General features: G+C 45.4%; 15 protein-coding genes and 1 pseudogene. 10 read left to right on the top strand and 6 right to left on the bottom strand.

The genetic code is table 11. From position 1 onward, the window contains the following. Nucleotides 1-108 precede the first annotated feature (108 nt). The 6 genes from QUA58_RS31600 to QUA58_RS20990 all read left to right on the top strand — a co-directional run bounded on the left by QUA58_RS31600 (nt 109) and on the right by QUA58_RS20990 (nt 1,693). The gene (locus QUA58_RS31600; RefSeq protein ID WP_445243649.1) at nt 109-213 is read left to right on the top strand and encodes a DUF4160 domain-containing protein; all 105 of its coding nucleotides are present in this window, start codon (nt 109-111) and stop codon (nt 211-213) included. After that, complete coding sequence (locus QUA58_RS21010) at nt 197-331, top strand: DUF4160 domain-containing protein (protein ID WP_333249786.1); 135 nt, start codon at nt 197-199, stop codon at nt 329-331. Before QUA58_RS31600 ends, QUA58_RS21010 begins: the two co-directional genes overlap by 17 nt. Nucleotides 332-345: 14 nt before the next feature. Next, nucleotides 346-642, top strand: coding sequence for a DUF2442 domain-containing protein (locus QUA58_RS21005; RefSeq protein WP_333249784.1), 297 nt, complete (start codon nt 346-348; stop codon nt 640-642). 167 nt (nt 643-809) lie between these two features. Continuing rightward, entirely contained in the window at nt 810-1,007 is a 198-nt protein-coding gene (locus QUA58_RS21000) for a hypothetical protein (protein ID WP_333309625.1), read from the top strand. 31 nt (nt 1,008-1,038) lie between these two features. Continuing rightward, nucleotides 1,039-1,386 (top strand): DUF433 domain-containing protein, encoded by a 348-nt coding sequence (locus QUA58_RS20995; RefSeq protein WP_333249779.1) that lies wholly within the window; start codon nt 1,039-1,041, stop codon nt 1,384-1,386. After that, nucleotides 1,361-1,693, top strand: a complete 333-nt coding sequence (locus QUA58_RS20990) for a DUF5615 family PIN-like protein (protein WP_228056686.1) — start codon at nt 1,361-1,363, stop codon at nt 1,691-1,693. Before QUA58_RS20995 ends, QUA58_RS20990 begins: the two co-directional genes overlap by 26 nt. A gap of 15 nt (nt 1,694-1,708) precedes the next feature. Here the strand turns inward: QUA58_RS20990 and QUA58_RS20985 are convergent, their stop codons facing one another. From QUA58_RS20985 to QUA58_RS20965, 5 genes are all read right to left on the bottom strand, one after another. Beyond that, on the bottom strand, nt 1,709-1,849 hold the full coding sequence (locus QUA58_RS20985; RefSeq protein ID WP_333395746.1) for a hypothetical protein: 141 nt from the start codon (nt 1,847-1,849) through the stop codon (nt 1,709-1,711). A 160-nt stretch (nt 1,850-2,009) separates the two neighbouring features. Then, the gene (locus QUA58_RS20980) at nt 2,010-2,306 is read right to left on the bottom strand and encodes a type II toxin-antitoxin system RelE/ParE family toxin (RefSeq protein WP_333395744.1); all 297 of its coding nucleotides are present in this window, start codon (nt 2,304-2,306) and stop codon (nt 2,010-2,012) included. After that, nucleotides 2,303-2,704: a hypothetical protein gene (locus tag QUA58_RS20975; RefSeq protein ID WP_333395742.1), complete on the bottom strand. Its 402-nt coding sequence runs from the start codon at nt 2,702-2,704 to the stop codon at nt 2,303-2,305. The genes QUA58_RS20980 and QUA58_RS20975 overlap by 4 nt, the downstream gene beginning before the upstream one ends. Further along, complete coding sequence (locus QUA58_RS20970) at nt 2,683-2,850, bottom strand: hypothetical protein (RefSeq protein ID WP_333395739.1); 168 nt, start codon at nt 2,848-2,850, stop codon at nt 2,683-2,685. The genes QUA58_RS20975 and QUA58_RS20970 overlap by 22 nt, the downstream gene beginning before the upstream one ends. A gap of 86 nt (nt 2,851-2,936) precedes the next feature. Continuing rightward, the gene (locus QUA58_RS20965; protein WP_333395738.1) at nt 2,937-8,975 is read right to left on the bottom strand and encodes a S8 family serine peptidase; all 6,039 of its coding nucleotides are present in this window, start codon (nt 8,973-8,975) and stop codon (nt 2,937-2,939) included. A gap of 394 nt (nt 8,976-9,369) precedes the next feature. On the opposite strand from QUA58_RS20965, the gene QUA58_RS20960 reads away from it, so the two are divergent. From QUA58_RS20960 to ruvC, 4 genes are all read left to right on the top strand, one after another. Beyond that, complete coding sequence (locus QUA58_RS20960; RefSeq protein WP_333395736.1) at nt 9,370-9,576, top strand: hypothetical protein; 207 nt, start codon at nt 9,370-9,372, stop codon at nt 9,574-9,576. A gap of 62 nt (nt 9,577-9,638) precedes the next feature. Then, nucleotides 9,639-9,869 (top strand): DUF4926 domain-containing protein, encoded by a 231-nt coding sequence (locus tag QUA58_RS20955; RefSeq protein WP_333395734.1) that lies wholly within the window; start codon nt 9,639-9,641, stop codon nt 9,867-9,869. A gap of 163 nt (nt 9,870-10,032) precedes the next feature. Beyond that, the gene (gene bchI / locus QUA58_RS20950) at nt 10,033-11,142 is read left to right on the top strand and encodes a magnesium chelatase ATPase subunit I (protein ID WP_445301891.1); all 1,110 of its coding nucleotides are present in this window, start codon (nt 10,033-10,035) and stop codon (nt 11,140-11,142) included. 90 nt (nt 11,143-11,232) lie between these two features. Further along, nucleotides 11,233-11,766, top strand: coding sequence for a crossover junction endodeoxyribonuclease RuvC (gene ruvC / locus QUA58_RS20945; protein WP_333395731.1), 534 nt, complete (start codon nt 11,233-11,235; stop codon nt 11,764-11,766). A gap of 7 nt (nt 11,767-11,773) precedes the next feature. Here the strand turns inward: ruvC and QUA58_RS20940 are convergent. Then, nucleotides 11,774-12,265, bottom strand: a pseudogene (locus tag QUA58_RS20940) (Uma2 family endonuclease); the annotation flags it as partial. Between the last annotated feature and the right edge of the window lie 77 nt (nt 12,266-12,342).

Genomic DNA, 12,342 nt, shown 5'->3' with positions numbered 1-12,342 from the left:
TAATTCCAAAAGGGATCTCGACTGTCATTGTGTCATTAGCTCGGCTATAATAGTCCTCGTATCATTATTTAAAGAACCTTTATGCCAGAAGTTGCACGATTTTAGGGAATAATCATCAAAATTTTCTTTGGGGATCATCCACCTCCTCATTTTCACGCAGTTTACGGTGAGTACAATGCTTTAATCGGTATTGAGTATGCCAGAGATTATTGAAGGAGACTTACCGAATCGGGTTCAAAAGCTGGTAATAGAATGGGCTACATTGTACCAGAAAGAACTGCTGGATATGTGGAACAGCCAAGAATTTAGTAAACTTCCACCATTAAAATAACTGGGATTTTTTTTATGAAATCTGAGCGCATTGTTTCTGCTCAAGCTATTGACGGTCGCACCTTGATAGTTAAGTTTACAAATCTAGAAGTGAAAAAATACGACATTTCTAAGTTATTAGAAAATCCGATGTTTGCGACCTTACGCAATCCTGGGTTTTTCAGGAATTTTAGAATTGAACCGGGTGGTTATGGACTGGTTTGGAATGAAGATATCGATATTAGTGAATATGAACTTTGGCAGAATGGCATTAGTTGCACGGATGAGGAAATCGAGCGATATATTGAATCTATTCATCATGTTGCTCGCTGAGAAATAATGCCCGATTCTTCTGAGCGATCGCACTTTGTGACTAATTCCACTCATGGCGATCGACCTTGTTTGACAAAGATGAGTTAAGGGCGATCGCACTTTTTGACTGATTCCAAAAGGGATCTCGACCTTTGTTGAGAAAAAGGGGTAAAGGGCGATCGCACTTTGTGACTCATTCCACTCATGGCGATCGACCGTCGCACTCAAAAACCAACCGTGACTTATCTATCTGGAAGAAGGCGCTAGTTTTATACAGAACGCGGCCTAATCTTCAGAAAACTTTACAAAGATCGGATTTGAGTCTGGAAAAGTTGACTCAGGAAGGGCGATCGCTATCTATACCACCTTGGTTGTTGTTAAAATAGGAACTAATTCCGCATTGTGCGATAAAAAATCATGACTCAGATGCCTATGCCATCGGTAATCCAAGAACATATTGAAATTACTCCGGGTATTTGTGGCGGTAAACCACGTATAGCCGGACATCGAATTAGGGTTCAAGATGTTGTAATTTGGCACGAAAAGATGGGAATGTCTCCTGATGAAATTGTGTCGCGGTATCCCACAATTAATTTAGCAGATGTATACGCAGCCTTGACTTATTACCACGACCATCTTGACGAAATTCGACAACAGATTCGAGATAGTGATGCTTTTGTGCGGGAATTGCAAGCTAAAACTCCTTCCAAGGTGCAGCAGAAATTGAGAGGGCAGAATCTTGGAAAAGATCCGATTTCATTGTGATGAACAAGTCGAACGGGCGATCGCAGAAGCTTTGAGAAGGCGCGGTATTGATGTTACGACTACACCGGAAGCAGGACTTTTAGGTGCTGCTGATGAAGAACAATTAGCTTTTGCAATTTCTCAAGAACGAGTAATCTTTACCCAGGATGACGATTTTTTGGCAATTCATCAGCGGGGTTTAGAGCATTGCGGTATTGTTTACTGTCACCAAAACAGCCGTTCACTTGGTGAAATTGTGCGCGGTTTGATTCTGATTTGGGAGGTACTTGAACCGTCGGATATGCAGAACCATATAGAGTTTATTTGAAAAGGTCGATCGCACTCACAACCCTAATGAGCGATCGCCATTTCCATATCCCCAAAAGAGCGATCGCACTTTTTGACTTATTCCAAAAGAGCGATCGACCTTCGCCCGTGAAAAAGCAGTTAAGGGCGATCGCACGTTTTGACTTATTCCACTCATGGCGAGCGACCTTGGTTGAGAAAGATGAGTTAAGGTCGATCACACTTTTTGACTAATTCCAAAAGAGCGATCGATCTTTCTTGAGAAAAAGGGGTAAAGGGCGATCGCCGAGTTTACAGCACTATCGTGCATCTGCGAGTTTTCGAGGAGAAACTCTGGATCAGTTTTGATTGAAAACAGTCTGCAAATTACGATAACCACTAATTACTCGCAAAATTTCAATACCTTCTCCAACAATTTGGTAAAAAATGATGTATTCCATCAACGGTATGCCTCGCAAACCAGGAGCAAACTGATCGTAGGATCGGCCCAAATACGGAAACTCGGCGAGATACTGACATTTTTTGCCAAAACCTTCGACAAAGCGATCGCCTGCATCTATGCTTTGCTCTAGAAAATAATCAGAAATTTCCGATAAATCTCGACTCGCATCAATCGTAATAACCAAACGTTTCATACTGCTGCTTCTTTGGCGCTTTGCACTTTCGCTCTCAGTTGAGCTAGCACCACGTTTGCTTCTAACACTTCGCCACGCTGTGCTTGTTCCCGTGCGATGTCAATTTTTTTGCGCGTTGCTTCGGCCCAGACTAAGTATTCTGGGCTACGATCGGCATCGGGTAGCGCAACATCATCAATCAGTAACAGTAAGGCGGTGTTTATCGCTTCTTCTAAAGAGGGGTATTGCCCTTGTTTGACGAGGGTTTCGAGAACTTGGGTTTGGGCTTGGCTAAGGGTGATTTGCACGATCGTATTCGACCTTTTGTTGCAGGATAGTTCTACTTTATCGTAGCAAATCGGCAAGCGATCATTTTTTGGGGAATAGCGATCGCCCATCAGCACTCCCAAGCATCGCACTTTGTGACTGATTCCAAAAGGGCGATCGACCTTTGTTGAGAAAGATGAGTTAAGTGCGATCGCACTTTGTGACTAATTCCAAAAGGGCGATCGACCTTGGTTGAGAAAAAGGAGTTAAGGGCGATCGACCTTTTGACTGATTCCAAAAGAGCGACCTTGGTTGAGAAAGATGAGTAAAGGGCGATCGCACTTTGTGACTGATTCCAAAAGAGCGATCAGACGTTTGATTCTTCTAAAAAACTGCAATTGCATCTGGCAGGTTAGGATTAAAATTGTAAGAACCACCGTTCGGGTAGTAATAGGTCCAGTTCGGGATGAAAGCCTTCAATTGATTTAGATCCATTTCTACAGGCTTGCTATACAAAGGATCGCCCACAATGTACTTTCCATCGTTGGTCTTACCCAAAATTGCAATAAAATGCGGAACATAAGAGCCAGGATGACCTCCGGGAAACTGTGCAGCCCAGGTCGGACTTGACAAGCCAAACATTACTAAAGGATGCCCCTTACTCAAATGAGAATCAAAGTCCCCCCAATTGCGAAATTCTGTCGATGATTTGCCTAGATTCGTAATTCCACCGCGAATTTCCTCAAAGTTAGTCCAAGGACTGTTGTTTAGTTCTGGCATCTTGGCTCGGACACCAGAGACATCTGAAGGCGTAACTCCCAATACTGAAAGTGTCATTGCGAGACTTGATGGACCGCAGTCTGCGCTGTTAGGTGGCTGCTTTCGGAAGTGAATAGATGCAGTGGCTGCACTCTTAGGTAAGCCAGTAGCTTGAGGCGTAGGAGACGGGGAAGTTGGCGAAGATGTCGAGCCTTTTGTCTGAGTAACAACCACTTGCTGACCATTCCAAACCATAATCGCCCGTTCAAACTCCTGACGGAAAACACCACCCCCCTGAGCCTGCACACCAGTAATAGCAGCCCCCACTTGCGGATACTGGCTAGCAGCATACAAAAATTTCTGAGCTATCTCTTGTTCGGGGCTCGATTGAGTCTGAGGTAACTCTCCTAAACGGTAAGCTTTTGCTCGCTGTCCATCCCAATAAATATAGCCACCTTCAAAGTCGGTACGTTTGCCACCATTCCAGTCATATTCGCGCTTAGTGGGGAAGCCTAACCAACTACCAGAACCTCCAAGGTCGTGATATTCCCGTTGCAAATCGTGCCAAAGCGCCACCGCACCATACTGAGGTGTCCAGTGAATTGTGCCATGTTCATAATCTCGAACTTTGCCAGTTGTGCCAAACTGTGAAGTTGTGGCATTGTTGTAACCGCCAGTGGGATTGCCAAGCAACCACCTAGTTTGCTGATATTCGTTATCAATCGCCGTCTGCCAATTTGGAACAGAAACTCCAGGAGGCAATTCACTCAGACGATAAGCTTTTGCTCGCTGTCCATCCCAATAAATATAGCCACCTTCAAAGTCGGTACGTTTGCCACCATTCCAGTCATATTCGCGCTTAGTGGGGAAGCCTAACCAACTACCAGAACCTCCAAGGTCGTGATATTCCCGTTGCAAATCGTGCCAAAGCGCCACCGCACCATACTGAGGTGTCCAGTGAATTGTGCCATGTTCATAATCCCGGCCTTTCCCAGTTGTATTGTAGGGAGATGTCGTGGCATCCCAATACCCGCTGGTGGGATTGCCAACCAACCCGCTAGTTAGCTGATATTCGTTATCAATCGCCGTCTGCCAGTTGCCATTATTTCCAGACTGTGGTGGCGGTTGCACTTGCTGTTGCTGCAAAGGCGGCTTACTTCCAGGGTAGCCACCAGTCCAAGCACTCGGCACCCAATAAGTACCGCCGTTATATCGGAAGCGATACCACAAAGCATCCGGTTTTCCTGTGGTTAAATCGCTAAGCTGTTCGCCGTAAGTCCAACCGTCAAAAGTTAGAGTAGCACCAGTCTGGACAACCAAATTACTTCGATCGCTCGTATTCGGACTATTACGAAGAGTAATTCCATTTGATGACACCACCCAAGCAGTAAAGTTTTCATTAACAATATTGACAGCCCGTTCTACAGGCGTTACTTTCCCTTCACCACCCCAAGTCGTAGGTTTCAAGAAAGCTGTGGGCTGATAAACTTCCCCTATCGTCACACCAGCCAAAGCCAAAGCCGCCGCCATATTCAACAACCCTGCACCCGTCTCCCCATCCCAATTAGGCTCCTTCAAATCAGTCGCCGTAGACTTGAGAATATCAATCACTTGGCGATAACTCAAACTTGGATTCGCCGCCCAAACTTGAGAAACAGCACCAGTAACTTTCGCCGTCGCTACCGATGTTCCCGCCATCGTCCCAACGCCATCTCCGACTGTGGATAACTCTGGATACTGAACACTGCCTCCAGGTGCTAAAATATCTAAACCTCGACCGTAACTGGAATAATCCGCCCGATCGTAAGCTTTAGAAAGTGCAATTTCATCATTAATTCGTTCCGCCGCACCGACAGTAATAATGTTGTCAAATTCCTGCGAAGCTTGACCCAAAACTGACATCACACCGCCATCGTTACCAGCCGCAACTACCAGCAATACGTTATGCTGGCGCGCATATTCGATCGCACTTCTTTCCTCCGGCGTAAATTCATAGCGAGTAGTAACGCTACCGTCGGGATTAACTTGAGTTAAATCTACACTCAGGTTGACAACAGCATTCGGTTGCTTCGACTCAACAGCAGTATTGACAAATTCAACCAAAGATTCTGCCCATTTTCCAGAACCGATCGCCCTTCCAGCCCAAATCGGCGCTTTTTCATTAATACCGTTAATCCCAATACCGTTGTTTTGAGTAGCGGCAATAATTCCTAACACATGAGTACCGTGTTCGTTGCCTTTCCCAGGCTCGATTCTGGGGTCAGCATCGCCATCAACCCTGTCTTGTCCCCAGGTAATTCGCGAGTAGTCAATATCGGGATTATTGCCCGCAAATCCCGTGTCAATGACTCCGATTATCGGCTGATTCTCAGCAGGGAAATCAAACTGTGACGCATCAATTGACTGCAACGGCGGCTGGATGGGGGGTTGAATTAGTCGATCGACCGTTTCTTCTAACCGCGAAACTAAAGTCACTGTATTATCCGAAACAGGCGTTGATTCATTAAAACTCATCAACCTTTGAACCACGCTTTCCAAACGCGCAATCAAAGTCTCGTTGCTGCTATTCCCACCCGGATCGTCGGCACTTCCCAAGTTATTCAAACTTTGTTTCATGCTTTCCAATCGCGCTATCAAATTGGCAGAAAGAGAATAATCTACTTCAGAACTAGCAGGAAAACTATCAACAAATGGCTGGGAATTTTCAGCAGTAGTAGAATCATCCTCAGTTGATTCTTCAACTATCGGCAAAGTCGGCAACGACTCTTTGGGAATCACCACATCACTAACAGCCGCAGTCTCAGAAAATATATCCTTCGTCTGCAGCTCTTCACCTTTGTTAGTAGTCGTCACTGGCATAATTTCCAGATTTGTCTCTTTCGCCGGCAAAAATGGCTTAACTTCAGCAGTCTCTTTAGTCTCAATCGCCGCTTTTGGCTGACTTTCCTTCGCCAACTCTACAGGATTTGTGGCTACAACAACTTTAGTAGTTTCAGTTTTCTCTACCTCAGTTACTAACGCTGGCTGCGATTCCTCTTTCGCCTTAATTTCCGCTGGCAAAACTCCCGGCTGCGATTCCTCTTTTACCTTGATTTCCGCTGGTAAAACTTCCGGCTGCGATTCCTCTTTTACCTTGATTTCCGCTGGCAAAACTTCCGGCGCTGTTTCTACTTTCTCAGTTGATATCGTTGCAGCAACTTCCGTATCAGCAGTAGATGTATCTGGCAAAGTTGTCGCCGGCGGCGCTTCAGTAACTTTGTCTTCTACCTCAGTTGCCGCAGTCGGAACAGGCGTTTTTTCAACTGGTAAATTTTCAGTCGAATCCGTCGCAGTTTCCTTGTCAGCAGTTGGTAAAGTTGTCGTCCCTGACAGCTTTGTATCTAGCTTATCGCTGGTCTCAACTTGAGTCGAATCCCCAGAATTATTCTCAGTATCTTTGACTTCTTCCTCAGTCGTTACCGCTGGAACAGTAGGCTTGGTATCTACTTTGTCGGTTGTTTCAACTTTGGTTGCATCGGTAGTATCTTTGTCGGTATTTGTGGCAGGCGCTTGGTTGTTTTCAGTCTCTTTATCTGAAGTTGATGGCAGCAGAACTTCCTTTTCCAAATCATCAAGCAAATCCGATAGTTCAGCATCTACATTTGGTTTTGGTTCCGGGGTAATGTAAGGTTTCGCATAAGCAATAACTGCCTTGCCTAAATCTGTTGTCCGCCAATCTTTATCCGGGTTAATCACACTATCCAACAAAGCAGTTTTTGCCGTCGCACCCCGCACTTGAAAAATGATATCATTGTAATCCCTGTCACTCCCTCCATCTAACCGCATATCCTCCATCACAAACGTATTGCCTTCCCCCGTCACATCGGCAATTTGACCAAAGTGAAATCCCGCCACAGGATTCGCCATTGCCATAGAAAACAAAGGACGCCCGGCACCGCCAGCAGTCGGATTGTCGAACACAGACTTGACACTACCGTTAGGTACCAACATCACCCCATATTTGCCCCCAGAAGTTACCGCAAAACTCTTGACTCCTAAGTAAACTCCTTCATTGGCATTAGCTTCTCCTAACTCACCAGCAAAACGCGCACCTTCTGTAGCATCATTAATTACTACATGACCTTTCACAGAGTTACTTAAAGAACGTGCAGCTACTTCTTTGATGAATGCTTCCGAACCCGGTTCAAATTTCTCTAAATCGTCCAGACTGAAAAAAGCCAACTCACCTTGGAAAGACCCACCATCAAAGGTGTAGTCTACACTGATTCGACCAGTTGCATCGGCAGTAAATACCCCCGATGTAAAGGGAGAAATTAATTTTTTATCCTCAGTAGGTTCTAGTTCCTTTGTAGTTTCAGCAGTCGCAAGTGAAGTATTTTCATTGTCTGTTTTGGTATCGTCACCGTTGGTTTCAGTATTTTTTTCGTCCTCTGGCTTGCTGGCATCTGTGGAACCAGTAACGGGTTTTTCGGGAGTTTCTGATGTTGCTTCCGCCGCAGTTTCAGTAGCTGCAGCAGGTTTTTCTGGTTCGGATGTTAAAGCTGTTTCTGAGGTTGTGGCAACGGGTTTTTCGGGAGTTTCTGATGTTGCTTCAACCGCGGGTTCAGAATCTGCGACAGGTTTTTCTGGTTCGGATGTTAAAGCTGTTTCTGAGGTTGTGGCAACGGGTTTTTCGGGAGTTTCTGATGTTGCTTCAACCGCGGGTTCAGAATCTGCGACAGGTTTTTCTGGTTCGGATGTTAAAGCTGTTTCTGAGGTTGTGGCTACAGGTTTTTCGGAAGTTTTTGATGTTGTTTCAACCGCAGGTTCAGAATCTGCGACAGGTTTTTCTGGTTCGGATGTTAAAGCTGTTTCTGAGGTTGTGGTAACTGGTTTTTCGGGAGTTTTTGATGTTGTTTCCGCCGCAGGTTCAGTCACTGCTACAGGTTTTTCTGGTTCGGATGTTAAAGCTGTTTCTGAGGTTGTGGCTACAGGTTTTTCAGGAGTTCCTGATGTTGTTTCAACCGCAGGTTCAGAATCTGCTGCAGGTTTTTCTGGTTCGGATGTTAAAGCTGTTAGTGAAGTTGTGGCAACGGGTTTTTCGGGAGTTTCTGATGTTGCTTCTGCCGCAGGTTCAGTAGCTGTGGCAGGTTTTTCTGGTTCGGATGTTAAAGCTGTTGGTGAAGTTGTGGCAACGGGTTTTTCGGGAGTTTCTGATGTTGCTTCTGCGGTGACATTATTGTCATCAGCAGCATCTCCTGTAATGACATCTTTATTAGCAGTCCGTTTTTCCGAAATGGCGGCGCTGTTTGAGGAAAGTGGATCGTCTGATTTTGCACCGGTGAGAGTGTCTTCGGATGATTTTTGAGTGTTAGTTGATACTAAATTCAGCGTGTATTTGATGTCGCCGGTGACTTGTAAAACTTTGAGTGGATCGTCTCCGGCTACTAAGCTGTCAGCGCTAATTGTTTGTGCCGCATTTCCCGCGTTGGTGGAACTGTAAAGTGTTGCGCCGCTATCGTTTAATAAAACGATGTCGGCATTCGCGCTTAAATTGTCGATCGCAAATTTGAAGCTTCCCGGACTGTTAATGTTAAATTTGTAAAGGTCGTAGATATTTGTAGTGTCAACGCTACCTGTGTAGCTGTTGCTGTCAGTCAATGCCCCGATGTTAAGTTCAGCCATTGGTACCCCTGAAAAATAGTTGGTTGAATTCGCCCTTAGAGATATATCTGGAGGAAGTTGAGGGTTTTATGCAAAATCCGGGAAATCGTTACATAAGTTTATATTTGGGGTCGATCGCCCAAAGTTAAGTTCAGTCAAACTACCCCGGAAAAATAGTTGGCTGAATTCGCCCTCAAAGATATATCTGGGGAAAGTTGAGGGTTTTATGCAAAATCCGGGAAATCGTTACATAAGTTTATATTTGGGGCCGATCGCCCAAAGTTAAGTTCAGTCAAACTAGCCCGGAAAAATAGTTGGCTGAATTCGCCCTTAGAGATATATCTGGGGAAAGTTGAGGGTTTTATGCAAAATCCGGGAAATCGTTACATAAGTTTATATTTGGAGCCGATCGCCCTTGCTTTCTCGCATAAATACCAAAGAAACCGGGTTTTTGGCGGTTTCTGCTGTCTGTAACGAAGTATTTGCCAAAACCCGGTTGCTGAGAAAGGAGAGCGTCTGGGGCTGTAAAATTGAAAGTCGTTCCGAGGTAAGTGCGATCGTGCCAGAATTATTTGATGCAGTCGAATTATTAGTGATATCGTTTCCGGTTGCATCGGAATGATTTAACCACAGAGAGCGCAGAGAACACAGAGGAAGACAAGAGAGAGAGATGAATACAGAACGATGAAGCGCGGATTTGATCTGACTCGATTTTGTAATTCCGATGCTACCGGATTTGATATGAAATTGCCGGAAACAAATTTGCAAGCAGGTATTAGAGGGGCAATTGTTGATTGTTATTGTGATGGAACTTACGAGGTAGAATTTAGCGATTGCTCCGGCGAAATGATAGCTTTGTGTACTCTATCGCCAGAGCAATCTTTAGTTGTTTGGAAGGCGAAAGAAAGGCATTAGTTGTCTGTATCTGAGCTATTAGCTGCGACGGTTGAACGTTTTTCAAATGAACGCCAGCAACAGGTTTTAGAGTTGGCGCGTTCTCGAACTCAGAAATAGTCGATCGACTAATGTACCCCTGTATGTCACAATAGAGGACTGTCATTAGAGTAAAGAATTTATTGTGAGTCCTACTGCCGAAGTCAGCAATACCGTAAATGCGGGCGCTCTGCCAACCGTTACCGCAGCCCGCCGCGCTGTTTTTCCCTTCACTGCAATTGTCGGCCAGGAGGAGATGAAACTGGCGCTGCTGTTGAATGTCATCGATCCGAAAATTGGCGGAGTGATGATTATGGGCGATCGCGGTACGGGCAAATCTACCACAATCCGCGCCCTCGCTGACTTGCTGCCAGAAATTGAGGTGGTGGCTGACGATCCTTTTAACAGTCATCCCACCGATCCGGATTTTATGAGCGATGAGGTGCGCGATCGCACTTTGCATCACGGTACAATGCCGATCGCCCGCAAAAAAGTCCAAATGGTAGACTTGCCGCTCGGCGCTACCGAAGACCGAGTTTGCGGTACGATCGACATCGAGAAAGCTTTGGCCGAAGGAGTTAAAGCTTTTGAACCAGGCCTGTTAGCTAAAGCTAACCGCGGCATTCTTTACGTCGATGAAGTCAATTTGCTCGACGATCACTTAGTCGATGTTTTGCTAGACTCCGCCGCCAGCGGTTGGAATACTGTTGAAAGAGAAGGCATCTCGATCCGCCACCCGGCTAAGTTTATTCTCATCGGTTCCGGGAATCCAGAAGAAGGAGAATTGCGGCCGCAGTTGCTCGACAGATTCGGGATGCACGCGGAAATTCGGACTGTGAAAGACCCGAATTTAAGAGTAGAAATTGTCGAACAGCGATCGAGTTTTGACCAAAATCCCTCAGAGTTTCTCGGCAAATATCAGCACGAACAAGATGATATGCAGGAGAAATTGGTGGAAGCTCAGGAAAGGCTAAAATCCGTAACTATCGATCGCGATTTGCGAGTAAAAATCTCCCAAGTCTGCGCGGAATTGGACGTAGACGGACTGCGGGGCGATTTAGTCACAAATCGGGCCGCCAAAGCTTTCACCGCCCTAGAATGTCGCACAGAGGTAACAGTGGACGATATTCGCCGGGTGATGACCCTGTGTTTGCGGCACCGATTGCGGAAAGACCCGCTAGAATCGATCGATTCGGGTTCTAAAGTGACCAAAGTGTTCGATCGAGTATTCGGCCTAGAAACAACCGAGGGGTAATTAATAATTGGTAATTGGTAATGGGTGGTGAGGAAACATTTCCCAAATTTTTAATGCCTCCTTCCCCAGTTCCAATTACTAATTCTCGCAATGGAAAAACGAATTTTAGGATTAGATCCGGGCTTAGCAAATCTTGGCTACGGGGCAATTTCTTGTCAAATTGTACCGGGGAAACAAGATGAAAACAGCGTTTCCATGATTGATTGCGGCGTGATAAAAACAACGCCAAAACAGGAAATGGGACAGCGGTTGAAAACAATTTACGACGATTTGCACGAGGTAATTGAACAGATTAAACCTGATATTGCAATTGCCGAAAAACTGTTCTTTTACAAGATGGGAAATACCATACTTGTAGCCCAAGCGCGTGGCGTTTTGACGCTAGTATTGGCGCAGTGTGGAGTTCCGCTATTCGAGTTTACGCCGGCTCAAATTAAGCAAGCTTTGACAGGTCGCGGTAATGCGGATAAGTCCGAAGTGCAAGAGGCCGTGGCGCGGGAGTTAGAGTTGGCTTATATTCCGAAACCGGACGATGCGGCGGATGCTTTGGCGGTGGCTTTGACGGGTTGGTACGATGATGATATTTGTCCGAAGAAAATACACTTGGAAACAGAAAAAGTTTGATGCAATATCAAATCATCGGCAAATTAAGCACAAATCCGGGCAAGACATCTTCTCCCAATAAACTTACAGGAAATTGTACAATCTCTACTTCGCGAGAAGGGCGATAAATCTCCACTTTTTCGTCTAGAGGATTAATCAGCCAACCCAAGCGTAAACCACTGTTTAGATACTCCTGCATTTTCTCCTGAAGCGGCCGCAGCGGGTCTGGGCGCGAACGCAATTCTATGACAAAATCAGGACAAATTGGCGGAAATTTCTCTTGTTCTTCTGCTGTTAAAGCAGAGCATCTTTCTAAGCTAACCCAAGCGGCATCAGGGGCTCGATAGCCATTATTAGGCAAGCGAAAAATTGTAGATGAACTAAACACTCTGCCTAGCTGCGTTTTACGGTTCCACAAGCCCAAATCTGTAATTAAATAGGCTTCTCGATTGCCGTTAACTTCGCCTACGGGTGACATAATAATGATTTGTCCTTTAGGTGTCCGTTCAAATTGCCAATCGGGAGCATCCCATTAAGGAAGTAAGTATTTATACTTAGTTTAGAAACAGGTAAAATGTTAAAAAATCACACCTCAAG

Origin of the sequence: Microcoleus sp. N9_A1 (genome assembly GCF_036701795.1) — a bacterium.
Lineage (GTDB): Bacteria > Cyanobacteriota > Cyanobacteriia > Cyanobacteriales > Microcoleaceae > Microcoleus.
This window is presented reverse-complemented; position numbering and strand designations above follow the sequence as displayed.

Bases quoted from the DNA above. Each gene is read 5' to 3' on its own strand.
- QUA58_RS21010 (WP_333249786.1), top strand. From the start codon at position 197: ATGCCAGAGATTATTGAAGGAGACTTACCGAATCGGGTTCAAAAGCTG.
- QUA58_RS21005 (WP_333249784.1), top strand. From the start codon at position 346: ATGAAATCTGAGCGCATTGTTTCTGCTCAAGCTATTGACGGTCGCACC.
- QUA58_RS20995 (WP_333249779.1), top strand. From the start codon at position 1,039: ATGACTCAGATGCCTATGCCATCGGTAATCCAAGAACATATTGAAATT.
- QUA58_RS20985 (WP_333395746.1), bottom strand. From the start codon at position 1,849: ATGAGTGGAATAAGTCAAAACGTGCGATCGCCCTTAACTGCTTTTTCA.
- QUA58_RS20980 (WP_333395744.1), bottom strand. From the start codon at position 2,306: ATGAAACGTTTGGTTATTACGATTGATGCGAGTCGAGATTTATCGGAA.
- QUA58_RS20965 (WP_333395738.1), bottom strand. From the start codon at position 8,975: ATGGCTGAACTTAACATCGGGGCATTGACTGACAGCAACAGCTACACA.
- QUA58_RS20955 (WP_333395734.1), top strand. From the start codon at position 9,639: ATGAAGCGCGGATTTGATCTGACTCGATTTTGTAATTCCGATGCTACC.
- ruvC (WP_333395731.1), top strand. From the start codon at position 11,233: ATGGAAAAACGAATTTTAGGATTAGATCCGGGCTTAGCAAATCTTGGC.